Below are 24,192 nucleotides of genomic sequence, written 5' to 3' on the forward strand. Positions count from 1 at the left end.
CCGGGCCCGGCACACCCACCAGACCCGAGCCGCCGGACCGCTCGACCCGCTCGTCGGCCTGTTCGTCGGCCCGCTCGTCGGCCCGCGTGCCGCACCGGGCGTGCCGACCCGGGCCAGGCCCGGCCCGACGGCGGCCCGCCCGGCCGCGCACGACGCGTCGCTGCTGCTGCCGCCTCCCACCACCTCCTTCGCACGGCTCCCCTCGACCCGGAGGATCGCCTCCCATGTTCGACACAGTTCTGGTCGCCAACCGTGGCGAGATCGCCGTCCGGGTGATCCGCACCCTGCGGCGGCTCGGCGTGCGCTCCGTCGCCGTCTTCAGCGACGCGGACGCCGACGCACCGCACGTCCGCGAGGCCGATGTCGCGGTACGGCTCGGACCGGCCGACCGCAGTGACAGCTCGGCCACCGAGACGTACCTGCGGACCGACCAGATCCTCGCCGCGGCCCGCCGCACCGGTGCCCAGGCCGTTCACCCCGGCTACGGCTTCCTCGCCGAGAACTCCTCCTTCGCGCGCGCCTGCGCCGACGCGGGCCTGGTCTTCATCGGTCCTCCTCCCGCTGCGGTCGAGCTGATGGGTGACAAGATCAACGCCAAGGAGGCCGTACGGGCCGCCGGCGTACCGGTGGTCCCGGGCAGCGAAGCCACCGCGCCCACCGACGGGGAACTCGTCGCGGCCGCCGACGAGATCGGCTTCCCCGTGCTGCTCAAGCCGTCCGCCGGGGGCGGCGGCAAGGGCATGCGCCTGGTGCGGGACCGGGCCGAGCTGCCGACCGAGATCGCCGCCGCCCGGCGGGTCGCCCGCACCGCCTTCGGCGACGACACCCTGCTGCTGGAGCGGTGGGTCGACCGGCCGCGCCACATCGAGGTCCAGGTGCTCGCCGACGCCCACGGCACCACCGTCCACCTCGGCGAGCGCGAGTGCAGCCTGCAGCGCCGCCACCAGAAGTTGATCGAAGAAGCACCCTCCGTTCTGCTCAATGCCGAGACCCGCGCCGCGATGGGCGCAGCCGCCGTCCGCGCCGCGGAGTCCTGCGGCTACACCGGGGCCGGCACCGTGGAGTTCATCGTCCCCGGCCTCGACCCGGACTCCCCCGTCCCCACCGAGGGGGTACGGGACTTCTTCTTCATGGAGATGAACACCCGCCTCCAGGTCGAACACCCCGTCACCGAACTCGCCGTGGCCGTCAGCGGCACCACCGACGGCTCCGCCGGGACGGGCGGCACCCAGCAGCGACGACTGGACCTGGTCGAGTGGCAGCTGCGGATCGCCTCGGGCGAGCGCCTCACCTTCACCCAGCCGGACATCTCCTTCCTGGGCCACGCCATCGAGGCCCGGATCTGTGCGGAGGACCCGGAGCGGGACTTCCTCCCCACCGGTGGACGCATCCTCGCCCTCGACGAGCCGCAGGGCGAAGGCATCAGGGTGGACTCGGGTGTCGCCCCGGGCACCGAGATCACCAGCTCCTACGACCCCATGCTCGCCAAGGTCATCGCGTACGGGCCCGACCGCCCGACCGCGCTGCGCCGGCTCCGCGCCGCGCTGGCCGACACCCGGATCCTGGGCGTGACCACCAACACGGGCTTCCTGCGGCGACTGCTCGCCCACCCCGATGTCGTCGCCGGCCGCCTCGACACCGGGCTAGTGGAGCAGACGGCGCAGCAGCAGCCCGCACTGCTCGCCTCGCCCTACGCTCCGGCCAACGCGGCCTCCACCGCTCCGACCGCCGACACCGGCACCGCCGACGCAGACCCCGGCCACTCCGACGAAGCCGCCGGGGGCACCGAGCCCCGGCCTACCGAGGCTCCGACGCCCGCCCACCTCCTCTACTACGCGGCCGCGCTCGCGCGGCACCTGAGCCTCACTCCCACCGCCGACGGCGACGGCTGGACCGACCCCTTCTCCCTTCCCTCCGGCTGGCGCATCGGCGGCCAAGCGGCCTGGACCACCCATCGACTCCGTACCCCCGGCCAGGACCCGGTGTCGGTGAGCATCCGTCCGATCACCGTCGGCAACGTAGCCGAGGCCACTGACATTCCCCCGGGCGTCACCCGTGAGGTGGACATCCGGCTCGGCTCCGGACCGGTCCACCGGGCCCGGGCCGTCCGGTCGGGCGACCGGCTGCACCTCACCGCCGACGGGCTCCAGACGACGTTCGCCCTGGCCGCCGACGGCGCCCCCGGCACGGCCACCGGCCCGGTGACCTGGCTCGGGATCGACGGCGACGCCTGGCCGGTGCACGGCTACGACCCGGTCGGCGAGAGCACCACCGCCGGCGCGGCCCACCACGGCGCCCTCACCGCCCCGATGCCCGGCACGGTCACCGTCGTGAAGACCACGGCCGGCGAGCTGGTCCGCAAGGGCCAACCGCTGCTCGTCCTGGAGGCCATGAAGATGGAACACGTGATCGCCGCCCCGCACGACGGCACCGTGAGCGAGCTGCGGGCCACCGCGGGAGCCACGGTGGCGATGGAGGAGCTGCTGGTCGTGGTCGCCCCGGCCGAGGACGGACCGGGCGGGGAGGAACCGGGGAAGGGCGGACCGGCCTCCGCCGGATCGCCCGCGGACGGCCCGGCGCTCGGTGCGGTCGCCGCCGAGGTGCGGTCATGACCGCCGCCGCGCCCGAGCCCGACGCGCTCGACCTGGGCCTGCCCGCCGAGGTCCGCGACGCGGGCCTGCCCGAGGAGGTCCGGATCCACGAGGTCGGGCCGCGCGACGGCCTGCAGAACGAGAGCGCCCTCGTCCCCGTGGAGGTCAAGGCCGAGTTCATCGCCCGGCTCGCCGGCGCGGGCCTGCGCACGGTGGAGGCCACCAGCTTCGTCCACCCGAAGTGGGTGCCCCAGCTCGCCGACGCCGAGGAACTGGCGCCCCGGCTGGCCGGGTTGCCCGCCCGCCACCCCGGGCTGCGACTGCCGGTCCTGGTGCCCAACGAGCGCGGGCTGGACCGCGCGCTCGCCCACCACGCCACCGACATCGCGGTGTTCGCCAGCGCCACCGAGACCTTCGCCCGCCGCAACCTCAACCGCTCGGCGGACGAGGCGATGGCGATGTTCCGCCCGGTGGTGGAACGCGCCACCGGCGCCGGCGTCCGCGTGCGCGGCTACCTCTCGATGTGCTTCGGCGACCCGTGGGAGGGCCCGGTCCCGGCCGAGCAGGTGATCCGCTTCGGCGTGCGGCTGCTGGAGATGGGCTGCACCGAACTGAGCCTCGGCGACACCATCGGCGTCGCCACCCCGGGCCAGGTCACCGCGCTGCTGGACGGCTTCGGCCGGGCCGGAGTCCCGGTCGACAGGCTCGCGGTGCACTTCCACGACACCTACGGCCAGGCGCTCAGCAACACCCTGGCCGCCCTGCGCGGTGGCGTGACCACGGTCGACGCCTCGGCCGGCGGCCTGGGCGGCTGCCCGTACGCCAAGAGCGCCACCGGCAACCTGGCCACCGAGGACCTGGTCTGGATGCTGCACGGCCTCGGCATCCGGACCGGCGTCGACCTCCGCGCCCTCGTCTCCACCAGTGGCTGGATGGCGCGGCAACTCGGCCGGCCGAGCCCGTCGCGCACCGTCCAGGCGCTGCTCGGCGACGGCCGGGACTGACCGCCCCGCACGCTTCGAGACCCCGCGAGGACCCGCGTCGGCCGCGACCCGGTCCGGCCGGATCTCTCCGTACCACCCGACCCGCTCGACAGCCCGCATGTCCGTCACATCATCGGACCGACATGCGGTCATCCCGATCACGCCCGCGGCCACCCCGGCCGGGCCCCAGGAGGATCACCATGCTCGATCACCGGCTGAACAGCGAGTACGAGGAGCTGCGGCGCACCGTCGCCGAGTTCGCCCAGGACGTGGTCGCGCCGAAGATCGGCGAGTTCTACGAGCAGGGCGAGTTCCCCTACGAGATCGTCCGTGAGATGGGGCGGATGGGCCTCTTCGGCCTGCCGTTCTCCGAGGAGTACGGGGGCATGGGCGGCGACTACTTCGCGCTCTGCCTGGTCCTGGAGGAGCTCGCCCGGGTCGACTCCTCGGTGGCGATCACCCTGGAGGCCGCGGTCTCGCTCGGCGCGATGCCGATCTACCGCTTCGGGACGGAGGAGCAGAAGCGCGAGTGGCTGCCGCGGCTGACCTCCGGCGAGTTGCTCGGGGCGTTCGGCCTGACCGAGCCCGAGGGCGGCTCCGACGCCGGCGCGACCCGCACCACGGCGCGCTACGACGAGGCCACCGACGAGTGGGTCATCAACGGCACCAAGTGCTTCATCACCAACTCCGGTACCGAGATCACCGGCCTGGTCACCGTCACCGCGCTCACCGAACCGATCGCTCGTTCGAGTGAAGAGGGCGAATTCCCCTCGCCACGGCGGGAAATCTCTTCCATCATCGTGCCCACCGGAACCCCGGGGTTCCAGGTGTCCAAGAAGTACTCGAAGGTCGGGTGGAACGCATCCGACACCCGCGAATTGTCCTTTACCGACTGCCGCGTTCCCGCGGCCAACCTGCTGGGCGAGCGCGGCCGCGGCTACGCCCAGTTCCTGCGGATCCTCGACGAGGGCCGCATCGCGATCGCAGCCCTGGCCACCGGCCTGGCCCAGGGGTGCGTCGACCAGTCAGTCCTCTACGCCGGCCAGCGCCGGGCCTTCGGCCGTCCTATCGGCGCCAACCAGGCCATCCAGTTCAAGCTCGCCGACATGGAGATGCGCGCCCACACCTCCCGCCTGGCCTGGCGGGACGCCGCATCCCGGCTGCTGCACGGCGAACCGTTCAAGAAGGAGGCCGCGATCGCCAAGCTGTACTCGTCCGAGGCCGCCGTCGACAACGCCCGTGAGGCGACCCAGATCCACGGCGGGTACGGCTTCATGAACGAATTCCCGGTCGCGCGCTTCTGGCGTGACTCCAAGATCCTGGAGATCGGGGAGGGCACTTCGGAGGTGCAGCGCATGCTCATCGCCCGTGAGCTCGGCGTCACCTCCTGAGGCACCCGCACCAGCTCCGGGGCGCCGCCGGCGCCCTCGGCTCCCCGTCTCTCGGCCTGCCGGTGCACCGGCAGGCCGAGAGACGCCGCCGAGAGACAGGAGAGACAGTGGGGCCCGGGCAGGCCACCCTGTCCTTCACGGCAGTCGTCAGAGATCCATGACATTCGGACCACCGGAGAGGAGGCACCCGAGGCACCGGACGAAAGCACGGCGGGCGGACGCGTCGACGACGACGGCAGGCACCCTCATAGCCGATGAACCGTCAGGGAATCACAATCACCGGACGGTTGGCGCGACGGGCCAGCCGACCGGAGACCGATCCGAAGATCTTGCCGAGCAGGCCGTGCGTGCTGCCGACGACGATCGCGTCCGCGGCGTACTCGCGGCCGACCTCCTCGATCTCATGGCAGATGTCGCCGCCCCGCTCGACCAGGATCCAGGGCACCCCGGCGAGGAAGTCCGCGCAGGCGAGCTCCAGACCGAGCACCTCGGTCCGGTGATCGGGAAGGTCGACGAAGACGGGAGGTTCGCAGCCCGCCCACACCGTGGCCGGCAGGCGATTGGCCACGTGTACGATCACCAGCCCGCAATTCGAGCGACGAGCCATGCCCACCGCATAGGCCAGGGCACGCTCGCTCGACAGCGAGCCGTCGAATCCCACCACCACGCCGTGCTGGAAGGCGGGGTCACACGAGCCGCCGGGCTTCTGCTGCACCCCGGGTTCGCCGGCGGCGCTCGGCAGGCCGGAGCCTCCCGGGTGGTCGGCACCCGGCCCCAGGCGGCCCGTCATCGCGGACTCCGCCGGGTCGGGCCGGTGGTCGCCTCGCTGCTGGCGGGAGCCGGAGCGGTCCCGGCGCGCGATAGCGCGAAGCAGGCGGGAGAATCCCCGGATATCCACGGCGTCCGCGCCCACATCAGGGTCCGCGCCGACTCCGGTCTGTGCACAACCACTGTCTCCCCCGGGCACTGCGCCCGCGCTGCGGACCGCATCCGGTTCAACCGGTCGGGAGGACTCAAAACCAGCCATGGCTCAAGGCTCTTCGAGGAAGATGGGCCGACAAGAGAGGACAACGCTGCCCGGGCAGCAGGCCCGCACGCGGGAAGACGTCGGTCTGCGCCGAGCACCACCGTTTGTGACCTGTTCCTTTCAGAGTACGACGGGCAGGAGGCTCAGCCCAGCGGCAAAGCCTCGGAACGGCTTTGTTACCGCGAATGGAGGATGCGCCCGCCGCCGGCGATGCGCCCCCTGCCAGCGCGCGGTCGCGCCCCCTCCGGCAAAGGAGGGTCTCTGGAGCTTGACTGAGCGAACGGAGCGATGCAACAGGCCACCGGGACACCGTGACCGGACTGTCATTGATCGACAACGATCCGTCGCCGCCCGACACCGGCAACCGGCGTCGCAGGACGTCCGAACGAGGCCGCCACGACCCACAGCCCGTGCGCCGTGCCGTGCCCTCTGCGCCGTCCCCCGGCCGCCATCCATCAGCCCACCGGTCCGGGCCGAATCCGGGTCCACCCCCGCGCCGCGTCCGGATCGACGTCAGGCCGTCCCCTGCCCGGCTCCGGGCCGCCTGTGTTCCACCGTCGGGCCGCTCCCGGTGGGGCCCGCGCCGACCGGTCCGCCGCCGAACCGCTGTGGCCGCCCCCACCTCCCCCGGATCCTCTCCCCCACCCCGAGCAGCCGCCCCGCACTCCAACCCCGGCCCCATCCCTGCCGCGCCTGCCGCTATCCGTTTCAGCCAATTCGCACGGGTTCGCGACGCTGCCTGGCATTTGCCACGTGCATACCCACGGCCGCTGGCACCATGCACGACATGCCGCTGCTCCTGTTCGACCTCGACAACACGCTGCTCCCCAGGGACGCCGCCTTCCGAGCCTGGGCCCGGGACTTCCTGACCGAGCGAGGCCTTCCGCCGGACGACCTCGACTGGCTGGTCACCATCGACGGCGGCGGGTACGTGCCGCGCAGCACCGTACTGTCCGCGATCCAGCGCCGCTACGGCCTGGACGACTCTCTCGACTTCCTGCTCGCCCACTTCCGACGCGGCATCAACTCCCACATCCACTGCCCCTCCCGCAACATCGACGCGCTGCGGGTGGCGCGTGCGGCCGGGTGGACGCTCGGCATCGTCAGCAACGGCAACACCCGGCCGCAGTTGGAGAAGATCCGCCGGACCGGGCTGGGACCGATGGTCGACGGCTGGGTCATCTCGGAGGAGGCGGAGTGCGTCAAGCCGGACCCGTTGATCTTCGAGATCGCCGCGCAGCGGTGCGGCATCGCGCCCACCGGCGACTGGGCCTCGAACACCTGGATGGTCGGGGACCACGCCCCCGCCGACATCGCCGGCGCGGAGCTGACCGGGCTGCGCAGCGTCTGGCTGCACCACGGCCGCCCCTGGGCCGAGCCGGGCTACCGGCCGACGCTCAAGGCGGCCGGTCTGCCGGAGGCGGTCGGGCAGGTACTCGCCGCACGCAGCGCGCCGGGCGCCAGGCCCGGCATCCGGGCCGCCGGACCGGGCCACCGGCGGGCAGTGGGCACGGCCGCGATGGTAGGCAGCCGGCGGCTCCGGGGGCCCGCCGACGGGGCGGCGCCCGCAGCAGCGCTGTCCGGCGCGAAACCCGGCGCGCAGGCCCCGCTTTCCGCCCTGGACGGCCTGCGTGCGCCTGTTCCCGGGGGCCGCCCGGACAGCGGCGCTCCGGCCGCCGTGGCGGCCGTCCGTGTCTGAAACCGTTCAGCCGGAGTTGCCGCAGTCACCCGTGGCCGACCTACCGCCGAGGAGCGTCCGGGGAACACCGGCCGGGTGAGTCGCCGGCCGGACGGACGGCCCGGGCCCGACTGCGCCCGGCGCCGGACCGCCCGACGACCGACCGCGGCGACCGACCGACGACCCTGCTCGCCACCTTCACCTCGGCACGCGGGGCCGGGCACACGGGACCGGGCACACGGGGCCGGGCACGCGGCCTGCTACGGCTGCGCGGTGGCCGACTCCGCGGGGGCCGACCTCGTCCACCAGTGGCTGCGGCCCGCCACGGTGAAGCCGAGCTTGCGGTACAGCGGTTCACCGAGCGCGGTGGCGAGCAGGGTCGCCGGGCGGTCGGGGTCCGCGGCGGCCAGGGCCGTCTCCAGGACGGCCCGGGCCACGCCCCGGGAGCGGTGTTCGGGGAGCGTCGCGACCCAGTACACCCCGGTGGCGCGGCCGTCGTCGAAGGTCAGGCAGGCGCCGGCCAGTTCACCGGCGATCCTGGCCCGCCAGGCCCGGCAACCGGGTTCGTGCAGGAGGCGCTCGGGCAGCATCACACCCCGTATCCAGGGCTGGCGGTCCTCGATCGGGAAGCCGTCGACCACCGCGTGTTCGACCTCGGCGAAGGCGTCGGCGTCCAGCGCCTCATCGACCGTCAGGTCGCCGCCGACCCGGGCGCCTGTCGACGGCAGCGCGCCGAGCAAGGGTGCTTCGAGAGCGCCGGGCTCACGGACCATCACGGGCATCGCCCGGCCGTGCGCGCAGCCGTGGCGCGACATGTCCAGTCCGAGGTAGGGGTCCTCCAGCGTGAGCCGGGTGGTGGACCATTCCTCCAGCAGGGCCGCCAGTTCGTCTTCCAGCACGGCTGGTTGGTCATAGGGACGGGTCACCACGATGCGGTGGGCGTCGTCCGGGGTCCGGGCGCAGCGGACCGCGGTGAACCCGGGACGGATGAGGTGCTGCCACCCGTGGGCGCGCGCTTGGGCGAGCCAGAAGGCGGCGGCGTTGTCGTTGGCCTGTTCGAGCCGGCTGAGGTTGTCCACGACAGGACGGTAGCGCGGGCGACCGGCGTCCGATCCGCAGCCCTGGCACTGGCCGGATGGAGCCAGGGAGGCGCACACTTCGAGAGGCGTGCGCCCTCCCGTGCACCGCCTATTTTCGGTCAATCTCGCGCGACTCCCTCGCCCTTGGGCAAAGCCGCAGCCCAGACCCGCCGGCCGGGTACGCCGAAGCGGGGCACCCCAGGACCGGCCCCGCGACAACCAGCCACCGTTGCACCGGCCCCCTTCCCAGAAGGGTCGACGGGTGCCACGCTTCGTGATCGAATGCATCACGCCAAATTGCCATGTCGACATAGCGTCGGATGGTGAACTTGTCACAACGGCAACGGTCCACCCGATAGATTCGATCTTGGCCAGCAGTGCCGCACCACCACACCACACCACCGAGGGGGCTTGAGCGCCTTGAGCAGGGTGAGCAGGAGCGACGCGGGTCCTGACAGCGACCAGGCCGTGGCCGATATCGCGGGTCGGTCCGTGAGAGGCACCGGCGTTTCGGCCACCGCTGCCAACCCCCGTTCCCCCGGCACCTCCAGCGCCGCCCCATACGCCCCGTACGCCTCGGTGAACACTCCGGCCTCACCGGCCTCACACACCCCCTCCGCACCAGCGGGCTCCGGTACAGGCACCTCCTCGGGCGCCCCGGACCATGCCGGACGACCCGTCAGCCGACCCGTCGTCAGCCACGGCGGTCTCCAGGGCCAGGGGACGGCCGGGCATGCCGGCCCGTCGGTTCCCGGCCATCCTGGCGGTCACCCCGGAGCTCAGTCCGGCGCCCAGCCCGGCGGGCACCAGCTCGGCCGGGCGCTCGGCCATCCGGGCTCGGACGCGACGTTCCCGGCCTCCCCCGGTCCGGGCGCCGCGACGACGCCCACCGGGCTGCCCGGAGGCACCTTCGGCCAGGGTCCGAGCGGGCAGGGTTCGGGCGGCCACGGCCCCCACCTCCACGGCCCCAACAGCCACAGCCCCGGCCCCCAGGGCCAGAGCGGCCAGAACGGCCAGAACGCGAACGGCGGCGGCCCCAACAGCCAGGGCCACGGCGGCCAGGGCGGCCACGGCGGCCAGGGTGTCAACGGCCACGGCGGCTACGGCGCCGGCGGGTCCGGCCTGAACGGCCCCTCGGTCCCCCTGATGTCCGCCGCCCCCCGGAAGCTCTCGGGCCGGCGCCGGCGCGAGACCGTCGCGGTGCTGATCTTCGGCGGCGCCCCGATCTTCGAGAGCTCGATCCCGCTCTCCGTCTTCGGCGTCGACCGCCAGGACGCCGGAGTGCCCCGCTACCGCCTGCTGGTCTGCGCCGGCGAGGAGGGGCCGCTGGCCACGACCGGAGGCCTCACCCTCTCCGCTCCGTACGGGCTGGAGGCGCTCGCCCGGGCGGGCACCATCGTCGTCCCGGCCTGGCGCTCGATCTCGCAGCCGCCGCCGGTCGAGGCGATCACCGCCCTGCGCAAGGCCCACCACGAGGGCGCGCGGATCATCGGCCTCTGCACCGGCGCCTTCGTGCTCGCCGCCGCCGGCCTGCTGGACGGCCGCCCCGCGACCACCCACTGGATGTACGCGCCGACCCTGGCCAAGCGCTATCCCCGGGTCCACGTCGACCCGCGGGAGCTCTTCGTCGACGACGGCGACGTGCTGACCTCGGCCGGCACCGCCGCCGGCATCGACCTCTGCCTGCACGTGGTGCGCAGCGACCACGGCGCCGAGGCCGCCAACGCGCTGGCCCGCCGGCTGGTGGTGCCCAGCCGCCGCAGCGGGGGAGGCCAGGCCCAGTACATCGATCAGTCTTTACCGGAGGAGATCGGCAACGACCCGCTCGCCGAGGTGGTCACCTGGGCGCTGGAGAACCTCAACCAGCAGTTCGACGTCGAGGTGCTGGCCGCGCGTGCCTACATGAGCCGACGGACGTTCGACCGCCGGTTCCGCACGCTCACCGGCAGCGCCCCGCTGCAGTGGCTGATCACCCAGCGGGTGCTCCAGGCACAGCGGCTGCTGGAGACGTCGGAGCTGTCGGTGGACGATGTCGCCCGCCGCTGCGGCTTCCGGTCGCCGGTGGCGCTGCGCGGGCACTTCCGGCGCCAGCTCGGGGTCTCGCCGGCCGCGTACCGGACCAGCTACCGGGCCCGTCGCCCCGGCTCGGCCTCGCCGACGCCGGCGCCGCTGCACGCCGGTGACCTCCGGCTGGCCGGTGCCGTGCCGGCGTCGGCCGCGGCCCATGCCACGGCGGCCCTGGCGGCCGCCGCCACGGCGGCGGGCGGGGTGGTCCCCGGCCAGCACGGGCCAGCACCCGCACTGCCGTACCCCTCCGGCGGCCCGGGCCAGCACGGCTCGCTCGGGCAGCACGGCCAGCACGGCCAGCACGGCCAGCCGTCCGGGCAGGGGGTGCACGCTCGTGCCTCCCAGCCCTACCCGCATCCGCAGGCGGCTCACCAGCCGCACTCCGGCCAGCCGGGGACGGGGCGGGGCACGGCGCGGCCGCCCCTGGTCCCGCCGCAGGCCGGTCCCGGGGCGGGCCGGCCGCCGCGCACGGCGGAGCACGCCGCGGCGGAGGACGGTCAGCCGCAGCCCGGAGCCCGCGGTCAGGGGCAGGGGCACCGCAGCGCGGCCGAGCGACCGTCGGAGGACGGCTCCGGCGGCCGGGGGCACGGTGCGGCCACCGGCCGGGCGTCGGCGTCGGCCGCTCCGGCGACGCCGGAGGGTCGGGCCCGCCAGGCCCGCGGCCCCCAGGTCCGACCGCAGGGTGGCCGGGCCGCGGGCCCGGACGGGGCCCGTGAGCCGCGTGACCCCCGTCCCGCCCGGGACGGTCACCAGGCGCACCCGGTCCACCCCGCCCACCAGGCCGGTACGGCCCGGGAGGCGCACGAGCCCGACGGCCACGGTCAGGACGCGCACGGCTCCGAGTCCTGCGCCCCGGCACCCCGCTCGGCTCCTTCGGTGCCCGTGGCGCGTGATCGCGCCGTAGGGTGAGTGGCGTGAATGACCGTTTGGTATGGATCGACTGTGAAATGACAGGCCTCGACCTCGACCGGGACGCCCTGGTCGAGGTCGCGGCGCTGGTGACGGACTCCGAGCTGAACGTCCTCGGCGAGGGCGTCGACGTCATCATCCGCCCGCCCGCCGAGGCCCTGGCGAACATGCCCGAGGTGGTACGCACCATGCACACCTCCTCCGGGCTGCTCGACGAGCTGGAGCAGGGCGTCACGCTCGCCGAGGCCGAGGCACTCGTCCTCGCCTATGTGCGCGAGCACGCGCCGGAGGCCGGGCGGACGCCGCTGTGCGGGAACTCCGTGGCGACCGACCGCGGCTTCCTGTCCCGGGACATGCCGGCACTGGAGGGGCACCTGCACTACCGGATCGTCGACGTCTCCTCGATCAAGGAGCTGGCCCGGCGGTGGTACCCGAGGGCGTACTACAACAGCCCGCAGAAGGGCGGCAACCACCGGGCGCTCGCGGACATCCGCGAGAGCATCGACGAACTGCGGTACTACCGCGAGGCGGTGTTCGTCCCCCAGCCCGGCCCGGACACCGACACCGCGCGCGCGATCGCCGAGAAGTACCACGCCCCGACGGACTGACCCGTCCGCCCCTCCCGGGGCCGGACGCGAAGGCCGCCGTCGGCCCCGGGAGGGGTCCGCGCCGGGCTGAGGGAAAGGCCCGCGCCGGGCTGAGGGAAACCCTGGCGCGAGCACCCTTCCGGATCCTGTATTGTTCTTCCTGTCGGAACGGGAACGCGAAGAGCGGGAACGAGCCGGACAGATGGTGGGTGTAGCTCAGTTGGTAGAGCACCTGGTTGTGGTCCAGGTGGCCGCGGGTTCAAGTCCCGTCACTCACCCCAGAGCCTGAGGGGCCGATCTCTTCAAGAGATCGGCCCCTCAGGCGTTTTCGCGTTCCCACGGCCTCCCGCCTCCTCCCGGTTCCCGTGGTTTCCCCTCCGGGAGGTCTGCCGCCAGAAGCTACCGACTAGTAACATTGCTGCCATGACCACACCTTCGATCGGCCAGCTCCTCGACTCGACCGTGCCGATGGCACGCACCCTCAAGCTGGAGTACCTGGAGACGACGCCGGAGCGTGCCGTCCTCCGGCTGCCGGACCAGCCCGAGTACCACAACCACGTCGGCGGCCCGCACGCCGGCGCGATGTTCACCCTCGCCGAGTCGGCGAGCGGCTGCATCGTGCTGGGCGCCTTCGGTGACCAGCTCTCGCGGGCCGTGCCGCTCGCGGTGAGCGCCGAGATCTCCTACAAGAAGCTGGCCATGGGCACCGTCACCGCCACCGCGGTGCTGGGCCGTCCGGCCGCGGACATCGTCGCCGAGCTCGACAAGGGCGAGCGGCCGGAGTTCCCCGTCACCGTCGAGATCACCCGTGCCGACGGCGCCGTGACCGGCATCATGACCGTCATCTGGACGCTGCGCCCCAACTCCTAATCCCCGCAGGAGCCCTGGCCCGGTCACGGGTCCGTCGGCGGGGCCGGCGAGCCGATGACACCTGGTCCGCGTGATGACTGTCCGTGACGACGCCCGTGACCTCACGGCCCGTTCGCTCGTTCTCAACTCACGTGCGAGCCAATCACGCGACCAAGGCCCCGGAACCCGTCCGACGCGCCGTCGGTGCCGCCCGGCGCCCCGGCGGCCGGTGGCTGCCCCGCCCGCGTGTCGTCGCCGCGGGCGGGGCGCTCCTCGCACAGCTCTGGGGCCTGGGAGCGGCCGGCGCCTACGCGGCGGCGGCCGGGCCGCTGCCGGAACCCGTCAGCCGCACCGTCGGCCGGACGCTGGACGGCGGCCCGGTCCTCGACGGGGGGTCAGCCGGGCACCCCGTGGGCGCGGCCGGCCAGGGCGCGGCGCCGCACTCCCCCGGTCCGGCGCCCAGCGGGCAGGCAGCCGCCCACCGACCCTCCGCCGAGCAGCCGTCCGCCGACCTGGCACCCGCCGGGCAGCCGGGCCCTGCCCGGGCGGCGCCCGGCCGGACGCCGCCCGGGCAGGCCGCGTCGCCCGGCGTCCTCGGCCGGCTCGCCGAACCGGCCGCCGCGGCCGTGCCCGTGCCTGCTCTCAGCGCCGCAGCCGCACCCGTCGGCGGCCTGCTCCAGGACCGGATCAGAGCGGGCGACCTGCCGCTGCCCGGTCAGCGGGCCTCCGTCCCGGACGCCTTCGCGATCGCCTCCGGACTGCTCGCCGCCGTGCCGGCCCAGACCCGCTCCGCCGAGACCCGCGCCTCCCGGGACGCCGACACCGGCGAGCCGGCCGCCGAACCCGGTCGGACGGGGGGCGGCGCCGCTCCGGCGGGGCCGTCCGCCCCGACCGCCACCGGGTCGCACGGCCCCGCCGTCCCGCCGCCCGACCGCGAAGCCGCCGACCGTCGGGCGCAGACCGCGGGACACCCCGGGGCAGGCGGCGGCGAGAGCGCCCGGACCGCCGTCGCCGACCGGTCCGCGCCGCACGAGAGCCCGGTCGCGACCGGCACGGCCGCCGAGTTCGCCGGGCACGGCCTCTCCGGCACCGGGACAGCCGTCCTGGCGCCCATCGCGGCCGGGTTGCTGCTCACCGGTGCCGCGATGTGCAAGCACCGGGGGCTGCCGCGCGGGCACTGAGCCGGACCTCGTCGGGCGCCCGGGCGTCGCCCCCGCTGTGGGGACGGCTCCCCCAGGGCGCCCGGGCGCTGAGGCGCGCAGGCGTCCAGGGCCTGCCTTCGGACTCCCGCCGACCACCCGGAGACGGGCGGGGCGGGAGACGGGCGGCGCAGGCCGGGCGCACCCCGACGGCTACCGGAAGACCTCCGGCGGCGGGGCCGGGGAGGGGGCGGCGGTGACGTCGGTGGCGGGCGCCGCACCGGCGGCGAAGTCGGCCAGCGCGCGGCCGTGTTCGACCCGGCCGAGGGCAGCGTCCGAGGCCACCTTGCGGCTCAGTTCGGCGATCGGGAGGGACGTGTGCGCGGCGGCCAGGATCAGGTTCCCGAACCGCTTCCCGCGCAGCACGGCGGGGTCCGCGACCAGGCAGAGCTCCGGGAAGACCGCACCGAGGGTGGCGATCTGCGAGCGGGCGAAGGACAGGGCCGACCCGTCGGCGATGTTCACGGCGTACCAGCCGCCCGGGGCGAGCGCGCGGGCGGCCAGTGCGGTGAACTCGACGGTGGTGCAGTGGGCCGGGACGCGGGCGCCGGAGAAGACGTCGGCGATCACCAGGTCGACGGTGCCCTCGGGGGTCCGCTCCAGGACGCTGCGGGCGTCCGCGCCGCGGACCTTGATCTGCCAGCCGCGTTCCAGCGGGAGTTCGGTCCGGACGAGCTCGGTGAGCGCGGTGTCGATCTCGGCGACCTGCTGGCGGGAGCGCGGGCGGGTGGCCGCGACGTAGCGGGCCAGGGTGAGGGCGCCGCCGCCGAGGTGCAGGACGGTGACCGGCCGGCCGGGCGGGGCGACCAGGTCGATCAGGTGGCCGAGCCGGCGCTGGTACTCGAAGCCCAGGTGGGTCGGGTCGGCGAGGTCGACCATCGACTGCGGGGCGCCGTCGATCAGCAGCGACCAGGCGGCGGAACGGTCACGGTCCGGGCGGAGTTCGGCCAGCCCGGAGTCGACGGGACGGGTGAGCGCCCCCTGGGCGTGCGTGCGGCCGCCGGGGCCGGTGACCGCCGACTGCGGCTCCGCCGCCGTACGGCCCTTGTCGGTACGGGCCTTGTCCGTGCCGCGGCCGGCCCTGCTGCTTCGTCCCATACCGGCCATTATCGCCGTCGTGCCGAAGGTCTCCGCAGCTCAGCGAGGGACCGGCGGAAGGAGGAGAGGGGGTGGCCGGTCCGGAAGCGGTCCGGGTGGCCCCGCCCGATGACGGGCACGACGTGTCTCCGCGGCCCGGGCAGCATGGACGGCACCGTTCGGTGCTGGCCTTCCGGACGGGCCTCGGAAGGGGTCTCAGAACGGTCCGAGGCCGCCGGCGGTCAGGGTGCAGGCGGCCTCGCAGAGCGCCGAACGCAGGACCCAGGCGTCGGTGGGGCGGGCGGTGAAGTCCGCTCCGACCGGTGGCATCACCCAGCGTGGATCGGTGGCGGGCAGGAGCAGGGCGCCGGCGGTACACGAGCTGCCGGGCAGGTGCCACGTCTCGGAGGTGCCGGCCGGGACGAAGAAGGAGACCGTGCTGCCGTTGCGGCTCTGCAGCGCCGCACCGCAGGCCCGGCGCAGCCGCAGGATGTCGACCGTCTCCAGGCCGTGCCGCAGCGCCACCGTGACGGTGTCGCAGCCGGTGACCACCACACCGCCCTCCGAGCCGAGCCGGCGGGCCGGCCCGCTGCCGCCGCCGCACGGGGCCCGGCCGCCCTCCAGGGGCCCGCGGCCCGGGCCGCGGTCGTCGGCCGCCTCGGGCAGCAGGGCGGGGGCGGCGGCCGCCAGCACCCCTCCGGCGACCAGGCGGTGGTACTGCGGTACTCCGATGGCCATCACGGGCTCTCCTGTCACCTCGTCCGATCGGAAGTGCCGCTGCTCCGGGGTGGGGGCCGCCACTGCGGGCGGTGGGCCTGGGCGACGACCGGGGCTTCCACGTAACAGGACAACGCCGGGGACACGGTCGAGGCCACGGGGCGCCTTACAGCAAGGCATGGCATTTCATGGCAGATCCAGGCAACAGCGCCCGGTTTGACCGCAATTGACAGCACATCATCCACAAACGCGCTGTGTCCAATCGGTGACTCCGGGTACTGTCGGTTGCGAGCCCGGGCCCATCCAGCCCCACCGGGCCCACCCGTGGCCGACCCCACCGGGCCCACCCGCGGCCGAGCGGAGTCCACGCGACCGAGCGGGCCCCGGTCGGCCGACCGGCCGCACGGCACCACCACCACCGGGCCGAACCACCGTACCCAGGACCGACACCCTCCGGAACCGCCCCACTTCGCACCTGCACCCCGCACGACCACGGAGCGCACCATGGCAGCCACCCCACCGGCCGAGCCGAACCGCCCGTCACCCAACACCGTGATGCGCGCACTGCGCGGCGACCGTTCGCCGGGCGAGTTCGCGATGGCCGTACGACGGGCCGCCCGCGAGATCGGCGAGCACGTCTCCTGCGACGCCCGCTACGTAGGGCGGGTCGAGGCGGGCGAGATCCGCTGCCCCAACTACGCCTACGAGCGGGTCTTCCGGCACATGTGGCCGGACCGCTCGCTGGCCGACCTCGGCTTCGCCCCCCGCACCTCCGTCCGCCGCCGCTCGGCGGACGGCGGCGCGGGTTCCGCACCACCCCGGCTCCACCCGCAGTTCCCGCCCCTGCCCGCCCCGCGCTCGCCGCACTCCATCCAACTCCCGTACGCTGCCTCGCCGTACGCGGAACCACCCCCACCGGACGGACCTGCGTCGCCGAGGTCCCCGGCGTCACTCCGGGGGCCCGATGGACCGCACCATTTCGACGAGGAGAACGACGACGTGCGTCGCCGTACGTTCCTGGCCGGCGGCCCGGCCGCGCTGGCCACCGTGATCGGCATCGACCGGCCGGCCTGGGCCGCCGACCGCGCCGCCCCGGGCACACCCGGGGCCGAGGAGACCGCCCGACTCGGCGCCGCCCCGGGCCTGTTCGACCCCGAGCGGGGCAGCGGCTTCGTCCCGGGCCGCCCCGGGCCGGTGCCTCCGCCCCGCCGGATCGGCGCCGCGGAGGTGCTCGACGTCGAGCAGGCCGTCCGCGACATCCGGCTGGCCGACGACGTGTACGGCGCCGACGCCCTGTTCGAGTTGGCCGGGCAGTCGCTGCGCACCGCCTACGTGCTGCTCAACGAGGGCGAGTACAGCGCCGAGACGGAGCGAAGACTTCAGGCCGGTGCCGGCGAACTCGCGATCTCGGTGGGCTGGCTGGCGCACGACTCGAACCGCTTGGCGGACGCCCGGTCGCTCTACGCCGAGGCGCTCGCCACCGCCCGGATGGCGGGCGACTCCGCCCTGGAGGCGCACGTGTTCTGCAACAGCGCCTTCCTCGCCCGGGACGCCGGACGCCCCCGCGAGGCGCTCCGCGCCGCCCAGGCCGGGCAGGCCGCCGCCCGGCAGCTGGACTCCGACCGGCTGCTCTCCCTGCTGGCCATGCGCGAGGCCGGCGGCTGGGCGCTGCTGCAGGACCGGGCCGCCTGCGAACGGGCGCTCGGCCGGGCGTACACCCTGTTCGACCGCGGCCCCTCCGAGGCCGACCCCGAGTGGATGTCCTTCTTCGGCGAGGCCGAGATCGCCGGGCTGCAGTCCCAGTGCTGGTCCGCGCTCGGCGACTGGGACCGGGCCAGCGAACAGGCGGGGCTGGCCATAGCCCTCCAGGAGCCGCACTTCGTGCGCAACCGCGTGCTGTACACCGCCGAGCTGGCGCACGACCGCCTCGGCCGGGGGGACGTGGCCGGCGCCGCCGGCCACGGCACGGCCGCCGTGGCCCTGTTCGGCGAGGTCCGCTCGGCCCGGATCCGCAGCATGCTGGCGGACACCGCCGAGCGGCTGCGCCCGCACCGGACGGTGCCGGAGGTCGGCCGGTTCCTGACCGAGTACGACCTAGCGGCGGCCGCCTGAGCGGGCCGGGGCCGGCGCTCGCCGGTACCGCGGCCGCGCCCCGCCCCTGACCGACCGTCGGACGCGGGGCGCGGCGACCGGTCAGTGCTGCAGGCCCTCCAGGTGGCTGAGGTCGTTCCAGACCTCGACCGCCGGTGCGCCGTACTCCCAGGACAGCACGCAGAGCGCCGCCGTCCCGAGCTTGAAGCGCTGGGCGTACTCGGGCGGCAGCCCGAGCCAGCGGGCGGTCAGGATGCGCAGCAGGTGGCCGTGCGCGAAGAGCACCACGTCGCGGTCGGCGCCGTGCATGACCGTGGTCGCCTCGTCCGGCACGCCGTGCTCGTCGTTGAGGCCGGCGAGGAAGCCGTCCACCCGGGCGGCGACCTCGGACAGCTTCTCGCCGCCGGGCACGCCGTCCCGCCAGATAAGCCAGCCGGGGTGGTCGGTGGCGCGGATGTCCGGGCCGGTCCGGCCCTCGTACTGGCCGTAGTCCCACTCCAGCAGCTCCGGCCGGTCCACGGCACGGTCGCCGAAGCCCGCCAGGGCGCAGGTCTCCTTGGCGCGGCCGAGCGGGCTGGTGTAGACGAGGGCGTCCGGCAGGCCGTTCCAGGGGGCCTCGGCCAGGCGGGCGCCGAGCGCCCGGGCCATCGCGCGGCCCTCCTCGGTCAGCGGGATGTCGGTCCGGCCGGTGTGGCGGCCGGTGGCCGACCACTCGGTCTCGCCGTGGCGGACCAGGACGATTCGGGCGGGCATGAGTGGCTCCTCGCAGCGGGGCGGTGGCAACGGTCGGTCTCACCATTGAGCACCGGCACTCCATGATCCCTCACCTGCGGACCTCCTACGAGCCCGGGCGCCGCCGCAGCGAATCGGCCCCCGGGTGGGCGGCGACCGGCACACCCGCCCGCCCACCGCCCGGAATCGGCGCGGATGGCCGCGGATGGCCGGACCGGACCGGATTGTCGGACCCGGGTGCGACACTGGGCCGCACCATGAACGTCTCGACGAACGTCCCGTCCCACGGGCACTTTGAGCCGCTCGCCCAGCGGCTCGCCGACCTGCGCGGTCCCGCACCGCAGCGCAGCCTGAACGCCCGCGCGCTCGCCGCGCTCGCCGCCAATCCGGGCTGTCACCGCCGCGCCGTGCTCGACGCCGCCGGGGTCGACAAGTCGGCACTGGCCGCCCGGCTCGGCCGGCCCGCCCCGTTCGGCCAGTCCCCGTTCGCCCTCGCCCGCGGCGTGATCTTCGAGTCACGGCTGAAGGAGGACGACTACACGGCGCTGCTGGAGCCGCTGCGCCGCCACCTCGGCCTGCCGGCCGACGGCGGCGCCCCGCTCGCCGTGCCCGATCTGCTGCGCCGCTCCGGCCCCGCGGTCCGGGCCGAGCGGACGACCGCCGCACTGGCCCAGGCCGCCGCCGATCCGCGGGCCTGGACGCTGCTGGACCACCCGCTGCTGCGGCTCACCGTGGCCGGCAGCACCGCCTACCTGGAGCCGGACGCGGTCGTGGTGCACGGCGGGCGGTGCACCGTGATCGAGATCAAGTCCTTCCCGGTGCTGGACGGCAGTGCGGACCCGGCCAAGGTCGGTGCCGCTGCCCGCCAGGCCGCTGTCTACGTCCTGGCGCTCCAGGAGACGGCCGCCGCGCTGGCCGGCCGGGAGCCGGACCGCAACCCGTACGTCGAGCAGCGGCTGCCGGGCAGCCCCCGGCTGAGCGTGCTGCTGGTCTGCCCGAAGGACTTCAGCAACCGGCCGACCGCGGTGACCGTGGACGTCCGGCGCGAGCTGGCCACCACCCGCCGCCAGCTCAGCCGGATGACCGGCATCGGCCGGCTGCTGGACGCGCTGCCGCCGGGAGCCGGCTTCGACCTCGCGTCGGATCCGACGGGGGCCCCCGCCCGCTCGGCCGAGCAACTGGCGGAGTCGGTCGAGGCGGTGCCGGCCGCGTACAGCCCGGACTGCCTCTCCACCTGTGAGCTGGGCTTCCACTGCCGTGCCCGGGCCCGCTGCGAGGACCGGGTCGAGCAGCTCGGCCGGGGCGTGCGCGGCGAGTTGGGCAGTATCCGGACCGTCACCGAGGCACTGGCCGCCGCCGAGGAGACCGGCCCCCGCCCCGAGGCCGCCCACCCCGAATCCACGGCCGCCGACGCCGGCCACGACGGCAACGACAGCGGCGACGGCAACGACGAGGCCGCCGCCCGGCTCGCGTACGCCGCCGCGCTGCGCGCCGAGGCGCTGGGCCGGCCGCTCGCCGAGCCGCCGGCGGAGGCGTTCGCCGGGGCCGGAGCCGCCCGATGAGCCTGCTCGGCACCCTCGCCCGGCTGGAGGCCGTCCGCAGCGGTCGGGCCGAGCCGCTGGCCACCGTCCGCCACCGGCACCTCGCCGAACGCCCGATGGTGGTCGTCCCGCTGACCGCCGCCGGCGAGGCGGGCGCACCGCTGGCCGTGCTGCTGGGCACCGACCGCTCGGCGCCCCGGCTGCACATCGTCCCGCAGCCGCTCAACCGCACCCTGCGCTTCGACTTCCTGGCCGAACTGGCCGCCGACCTGCTGCCCTACCTGGAGTCCTTCGCCGACGAGGTGGAGCAGATCGAGGGTTCCGAGAAGGATCCGGAGACCGGCGAGAAGACGCAGGTCTTCCGCGAGCTGTGCGCCGACGCGCCGCAGCTGATCGTGCCCAACGCCGCGGGCGTGCACCACCTCGCCCTGCTCGGCCGCTCCACCCGCTTCCGCCGCACCGTGGAGGACGACGAGCCGGGCCCCTACCCGGCGCCGGCCCGGGTGCCGCTGCTCGGCCGCTGGCTGACCCACCTCACCGACCGGGCCCAGGTGCCCGGCTCCAGCCTGCTGCTGGCGATGACCGGCCTGCTCTCCCGGCACTGGGCGACCGGCCAGAGCCACCTGGAGGACCAGCACCTCGCCGCCCGGCTGGCCTGGCACGCGCCGCCGGCCGGCCTGACCGGGGCCGAGGCCGCCGAGCTGGCCGAGTCCGCGCGGGACGGGGCCGGCCAGCTGCTCCACCCGCCCGCCGGCCCGGCCACCGACCCGCGCTTCGACGAACTGGTGCTGGGCCCGGCCATCGCCCGCTACGACGCCGCCGCGGCCGCCCTGGCGCACGCCGCCCAGGAGCCCGGCGGCACCGACGCGGAGCAGGCCCGGGCCGCGGTCCGGACGGCTGTCGAGCAGCTGCGCGCGGTGCTCTCCCGGGTGCTGCTGCCCACCTGGCACGACGTGTGGCACGGCCTGGACCTGCTCCGCGAGCTGCCGCCGGCCGGGCACCTGGCGGAGCGCTGGACGGGCGACCGCTGGTCCTACACCGGCCACCGGGACCGGCTGGCGGCCGGCGAGCCGCCGCAGCCCCGGCAGGACGACGCCGTGACGGCCGCCCGGAAGCTGGCGCAGCGCGAGCGTGAGCAGGCCCGGCTGGTCGTCCAGGAGGCCCTGGACGACCCGCTGGCGATGGCCGAGCACCGGCTGGCCGGCGAGGCCTTCGCGGGTGTGGTCACCGAGGTGGTGCCGGACTACGACACCTCGGGGCGCTCGCCCAAGCCGCGTCCGCTGGTGACCGTCCGGACCGCCGACCGCCCGCACGCGGACCTCGGCCGGGAGGCGCACCGGGTCAGGGCCTCCCCCCTCGCGGACTCCGGCGCCGCGCCGAGCCCGCAGAAGGCGGTGATCACCGCGGTCGACCCGGTGGCGGGCACCATCACCCTGCGGGTGCTGTCCGGCATGGGGCGCCGGAAGGAGCCGGAGCCGGGCAGCCTGCCCGAGCCCGGCGAGCGGATCACCTTCACCCTGTTCGAACTGACCGTCCGCCAGTCCGCGCCGCTGCCCGAGCCGGACGACACGCCGTGGACGCACGGCGGCCCGCCCGGCGCCGCCGCCACCCCCGGGCCGGCCGCCGCCGGCGCCGCAGCCGCCACCGCCGTCGAGGAGTGGGAGTGACCCGGACGATGAACAGCGAGCAGGCCCCCGGGGCGGCCGCCGACGCCGCGGTGGCCAGGATCCTGGAGGCCACCGTCCGCCCGGCCGTGGGCGCCCCGCGCGGCGTGGTGGTCGACTCCCCGCCCGGCGCCGGGAAGTCCACCCTGGTGGTGCGGGCCGCCCGCGAGCTGGTCGAGGCCGGTGAGCGCCTCATGATCGTCGCGCAGACCAACGGACAGGTGGACGACCTGGTCGACCGACTGGCCGAGAAGGCGCCCGGGCTGACGATCGGCCGGCTGCACGCCGCGGACTCCCGGCCCGGCCCCGAGGTGCTGCGGCACCCCAACGTCACGCCCTCCGACAAGGTGGCGGAGCTGGCCGAGCACGACGTGGTGGTCTCGACGGCCGCCAAGTGGCAGTGGGTGAGGACCGAGGCGCCGTGGCGGCACGCGATCGTCGACGAGGCGTACCAGATGCGCTCGGACGCCCTGCTCGCGGTGGCCCGGCTGTTCGAGCGGGCCCTCTTCGTGGGGGACCCGGGCCAGCTGGACCCGTTCACGGTGGTCGGCACCGAGCAGTGGGCGGGGCTGTCGTACGACCCGTCGAGCAGCGCCGTGGTCACGCTGCTCGCGCACAACCCGCAGATCGAGCCGCACCGGCTGCCGGTCTCCTGGCGGCTGCCGGCCAGCGCGGCGCCGCTGATCTCCGACGCGTTCTACCCGTACACGCCGTTCCGGTCCGGCACCGGGCCCGGCGACCGGCTGCTCACCGCCTCGGTGCGGCCGGACGGCTCCGCGCTGGACGCGGCGATCGACCGGGCGGCCGAGCACGGCTGGGCGCTGCTGGAGCTGCCCGCCCGGCACACCGTCCGGACCGATCCGCAGGCGGTGGCCGCCGTGGCGGCGACCGTCCGCCGGCTGCTGGAGCGCGGTCTGACGGCCCACTCCGAGCAGGGCACCGTCCCGCTCGCCCCCGGCCGGATCGCGGTCGGCACGGCCCACCGGGACCAGGCGGCGGCCGTCCGGGCGGCGCTGGTCAAGGCCGGTGTCCCGGTCGACCCGACGACCGGCCCGGCCGTCACGGTGGACACCGCCAACCGGCTGCAGGGCCGGGAGTACGACGTCACGGTGGTGCTGCACCCGCTCTCCGGGCGGCCGGACGCGACCGCCTTCCACCTGGAGACGGGCCGGCTCTGCGTGCTCGCCTCCCGGCACCGGCACGCGTGCATCGTGGTGGCCCGGGCCGGCATCGCCGAGCTGCTGGACGAGCACCCGGCCACCGAACCCGTCCAGCTGGGCGTCTCGGTCAAGTTCCCCGACGGCTGGGAGGCCAACCACCAGGTGCTGCAGCACCTCGCCGGGCACCGGGTACGGCTGGCGCGCTGAGCGGGCCGGCCGGGGGCGGCGGCCGGCTCCCGCAGGTCGGCGGCGCCTCCCGCCGGGTGCACGCCCCCGGCGCGCCGGGAGGGAATAGCGCCCGGACTCGCACCGTTCCGTTACCGGCAGTCGCCGCGAGACAATGGACGGCGGCCAGGACCGGGCGGCGTCCTCCCCGGCCGCCGCCGTCCGCCCCCACCGAGCCCCCGGAGGTGTCCGTCCATGCCCGACTCCCACGCCCAGGCGTCCGACCCGAGCCGTTCGACCGTGCCGGCCGGTCCGGGCGCAGGCGCCGGTGAAGCGCCCGCCCGCCGCCGGCGCCCGGTCCAGCTGCTGTTCGAGCCGAACCTCGCCGAGCCGGAGCCGGAGCGGTTCTTCGACCTGGAGTCGATAGAGGACCCGGCCGAGCTGCTGCGCCGTTCCACCGAGCTGGCGCTGGCCTTCCGCGCGGCCGCCGAGCGGGCCACCGACTTCCAGGCCGTCGCCGCCGCGCAGCTCGCGGACACCCGCCGGTTCGACGCGCTCTCCGAGGCCGAGATCGCCGAGCGGGCGGACTGGACGCCGGACTACGCGACCAAGATGATCGAGTACGGCCGCGGCCTGCTCCAGCCCCGCCGCCACGAGGGCTGACCCCTCCCGGGGGCCGGACCGC

Annotated in this window: 16 protein-coding genes, 1 tRNA gene and 2 pseudogenes; 14 read left to right on the forward strand and 5 right to left on the reverse strand. The window is 75.3% G+C overall.

Translation table 11 applies throughout. The annotated features are described in order from the left end of the window. Positions 1 to 224 precede the first annotated feature (224 nt). From OG618_RS14055 to OG618_RS14065, 3 genes are all read left to right on the forward strand, one after another. Positions 225 to 2,612, forward strand: a complete 2,388-nt coding sequence (locus OG618_RS14055; protein ID WP_329487750.1) for an acetyl/propionyl/methylcrotonyl-CoA carboxylase subunit alpha — start codon at positions 225 to 227, stop codon at positions 2,610 to 2,612. Then, a complete protein-coding gene (locus OG618_RS14060) occupies positions 2,609 to 3,595 on the forward strand; it encodes a hydroxymethylglutaryl-CoA lyase (RefSeq protein ID WP_329487751.1) in 987 nt (328 codons plus the stop codon). The genes OG618_RS14055 and OG618_RS14060 overlap by 4 nt, the downstream gene beginning before the upstream one ends. 179 nt (positions 3,596 to 3,774) lie before the next feature. Continuing rightward, the gene (locus tag OG618_RS14065) at positions 3,775 to 4,965 is read left to right on the forward strand and encodes an acyl-CoA dehydrogenase family protein (protein ID WP_329487752.1); all 1,191 of its coding nucleotides are present in this window, start codon (positions 3,775 to 3,777) and stop codon (positions 4,963 to 4,965) included. Positions 4,966 to 5,227: 262 nt separating this feature from the next. Here the strand turns inward: OG618_RS14065 and OG618_RS14070 are convergent. Beyond that, a pseudogene (locus OG618_RS14070) lies at positions 5,228 to 5,662 on the reverse strand (universal stress protein); the annotation flags it as partial. 1,117 nt (positions 5,663 to 6,779) lie between these two features. On the opposite strand from OG618_RS14070, the gene OG618_RS14075 reads away from it, so the two are divergent. Beyond that, positions 6,780 to 7,691 carry an HAD family hydrolase gene (locus tag OG618_RS14075; protein ID WP_329487753.1) on the forward strand — a complete coding sequence of 304 codons (912 nt, stop codon included), beginning with the start codon at positions 6,780 to 6,782 and terminating at the stop codon, positions 7,689 to 7,691. A gap of 239 nt (positions 7,692 to 7,930) precedes the next feature. Here OG618_RS14075 and OG618_RS14080 read toward each other — a convergent pair whose 3' ends face one another. Then, positions 7,931 to 8,749 carry a GNAT family N-acetyltransferase gene (locus OG618_RS14080; protein WP_329487754.1) on the reverse strand — a complete coding sequence of 273 codons (819 nt, stop codon included), beginning with the start codon at positions 8,747 to 8,749 and terminating at the stop codon, positions 7,931 to 7,933. A 1,146-nt stretch (positions 8,750 to 9,895) separates the two neighbouring features. Here OG618_RS14080 and OG618_RS14085 point away from each other — a divergent pair. From OG618_RS14085 to OG618_RS14105, 5 genes and pseudogenes are all read left to right on the forward strand, one after another. Then, a pseudogene (locus OG618_RS14085) lies at positions 9,896 to 10,895 on the forward strand (helix-turn-helix domain-containing protein); the annotation flags it as partial. Between the two features lie 835 nt (positions 10,896 to 11,730). Beyond that, positions 11,731 to 12,333, forward strand: a complete 603-nt coding sequence (orn, locus tag OG618_RS14090) for an oligoribonuclease (RefSeq protein WP_329487755.1) — start codon at positions 11,731 to 11,733, stop codon at positions 12,331 to 12,333. Between the two features lie 184 nt (positions 12,334 to 12,517). Continuing rightward, positions 12,518 to 12,593, forward strand: a tRNA-His gene (locus OG618_RS14095). Positions 12,594 to 12,735: 142 nt separating this feature from the next. Beyond that, positions 12,736 to 13,182: a DUF4442 domain-containing protein gene (locus OG618_RS14100; RefSeq protein WP_329487756.1), complete on the forward strand. Its 447-nt coding sequence runs from the start codon at positions 12,736 to 12,738 to the stop codon at positions 13,180 to 13,182. 131 nt (positions 13,183 to 13,313) lie between these two features. After that, positions 13,314 to 14,342, forward strand: coding sequence for a hypothetical protein (locus tag OG618_RS14105; RefSeq protein ID WP_329487757.1), 1,029 nt, complete (start codon positions 13,314 to 13,316; stop codon positions 14,340 to 14,342). Between the two features lie 171 nt (positions 14,343 to 14,513). On the opposite strand, the gene OG618_RS14110 is transcribed toward OG618_RS14105, so the two are convergent. Beyond that, on the reverse strand, positions 14,514 to 15,458 hold the full coding sequence (locus OG618_RS14110) for a spermidine synthase (RefSeq protein WP_396491778.1): 945 nt from the start codon (positions 15,456 to 15,458) through the stop codon (positions 14,514 to 14,516). 195 nt (positions 15,459 to 15,653) lie between these two features. Continuing rightward, the gene (locus OG618_RS14115) at positions 15,654 to 16,175 is read right to left on the reverse strand and encodes a hypothetical protein (RefSeq protein ID WP_329487759.1); all 522 of its coding nucleotides are present in this window, start codon (positions 16,173 to 16,175) and stop codon (positions 15,654 to 15,656) included. Between the two features lie 483 nt (positions 16,176 to 16,658). Here OG618_RS14115 and OG618_RS14120 point away from each other — a divergent pair, with 483 nt between their 5' ends. Further along, positions 16,659 to 18,266, forward strand: a complete 1,608-nt coding sequence (locus tag OG618_RS14120; protein ID WP_329487760.1) for a tetratricopeptide repeat protein — start codon at positions 16,659 to 16,661, stop codon at positions 18,264 to 18,266. Between the two features lie 81 nt (positions 18,267 to 18,347). Here the strand turns inward: OG618_RS14120 and OG618_RS14125 are convergent, their stop codons facing one another. After that, positions 18,348 to 18,998: a histidine phosphatase family protein gene (locus OG618_RS14125; protein WP_329487761.1), complete on the reverse strand. Its 651-nt coding sequence runs from the start codon at positions 18,996 to 18,998 to the stop codon at positions 18,348 to 18,350. A 236-nt stretch (positions 18,999 to 19,234) separates the two neighbouring features. Here OG618_RS14125 and OG618_RS14130 point away from each other — a divergent pair, with 236 nt between their 5' ends. The 4 genes from OG618_RS14130 to OG618_RS14145 all read left to right on the forward strand — a co-directional run bounded on the left by OG618_RS14130 (position 19,235) and on the right by OG618_RS14145 (position 24,170). After that, positions 19,235 to 20,539, forward strand: coding sequence for a hypothetical protein (locus OG618_RS14130; RefSeq protein ID WP_329487762.1), 1,305 nt, complete (start codon positions 19,235 to 19,237; stop codon positions 20,537 to 20,539). Then, positions 20,536 to 22,185, forward strand: a complete 1,650-nt coding sequence (locus OG618_RS14135) for a hypothetical protein (RefSeq protein WP_329487763.1) — start codon at positions 20,536 to 20,538, stop codon at positions 22,183 to 22,185. Before OG618_RS14130 ends, OG618_RS14135 begins: the two co-directional genes overlap by 4 nt. A gap of 8 nt (positions 22,186 to 22,193) precedes the next feature. Next, positions 22,194 to 23,549, forward strand: a complete 1,356-nt coding sequence (locus tag OG618_RS14140) for an AAA family ATPase (protein WP_329492105.1) — start codon at positions 22,194 to 22,196, stop codon at positions 23,547 to 23,549. A gap of 213 nt (positions 23,550 to 23,762) precedes the next feature. Continuing rightward, positions 23,763 to 24,170: a hypothetical protein gene (locus OG618_RS14145; protein WP_329487764.1), complete on the forward strand. Its 408-nt coding sequence runs from the start codon at positions 23,763 to 23,765 to the stop codon at positions 24,168 to 24,170. Positions 24,171 to 24,192 lie beyond the last annotated feature (22 nt).

Source organism: Kitasatospora sp. NBC_01246, from assembly GCF_036226505.1.
In the GTDB taxonomy this organism is placed as follows: Bacteria; Actinomycetota; Actinomycetes; order Streptomycetales; family Streptomycetaceae; genus Kitasatospora.

Coding starts and splice junctions, on each gene's coding strand:
- OG618_RS14055 (WP_329487750.1), top strand. CDS start 225: ATGTTCGACACAGTTCTGGTCGCCAACCGTGGCGAGATCGCCGTCCGG.
- OG618_RS14060 (WP_329487751.1), top strand. CDS start 2,609: ATGACCGCCGCCGCGCCCGAGCCCGACGCGCTCGACCTGGGCCTGCCC.
- OG618_RS14065 (WP_329487752.1), top strand. CDS start 3,775: ATGCTCGATCACCGGCTGAACAGCGAGTACGAGGAGCTGCGGCGCACC.
- OG618_RS14075 (WP_329487753.1), top strand. CDS start 6,780: ATGCCGCTGCTCCTGTTCGACCTCGACAACACGCTGCTCCCCAGGGAC.
- OG618_RS14100 (WP_329487756.1), top strand. CDS start 12,736: ATGACCACACCTTCGATCGGCCAGCTCCTCGACTCGACCGTGCCGATG.
- OG618_RS14110 (WP_396491778.1), bottom strand. CDS start 15,458: ATGGGACGAAGCAGCAGGGCCGGCCGCGGCACGGACAAGGCCCGTACC.
- OG618_RS14115 (WP_329487759.1), bottom strand. CDS start 16,175: ATGGCCATCGGAGTACCGCAGTACCACCGCCTGGTCGCCGGAGGGGTG.
- OG618_RS14120 (WP_329487760.1), top strand. CDS start 16,659: ATGGCAGCCACCCCACCGGCCGAGCCGAACCGCCCGTCACCCAACACC.
- OG618_RS14125 (WP_329487761.1), bottom strand. CDS start 18,998: ATGCCCGCCCGAATCGTCCTGGTCCGCCACGGCGAGACCGAGTGGTCG.
- OG618_RS14130 (WP_329487762.1), top strand. CDS start 19,235: ATGAACGTCTCGACGAACGTCCCGTCCCACGGGCACTTTGAGCCGCTC.
- OG618_RS14135 (WP_329487763.1), top strand. CDS start 20,536: ATGAGCCTGCTCGGCACCCTCGCCCGGCTGGAGGCCGTCCGCAGCGGT.
- OG618_RS14140 (WP_329492105.1), top strand. CDS start 22,194: ATGAACAGCGAGCAGGCCCCCGGGGCGGCCGCCGACGCCGCGGTGGCC.
- OG618_RS14145 (WP_329487764.1), top strand. CDS start 23,763: ATGCCCGACTCCCACGCCCAGGCGTCCGACCCGAGCCGTTCGACCGTG.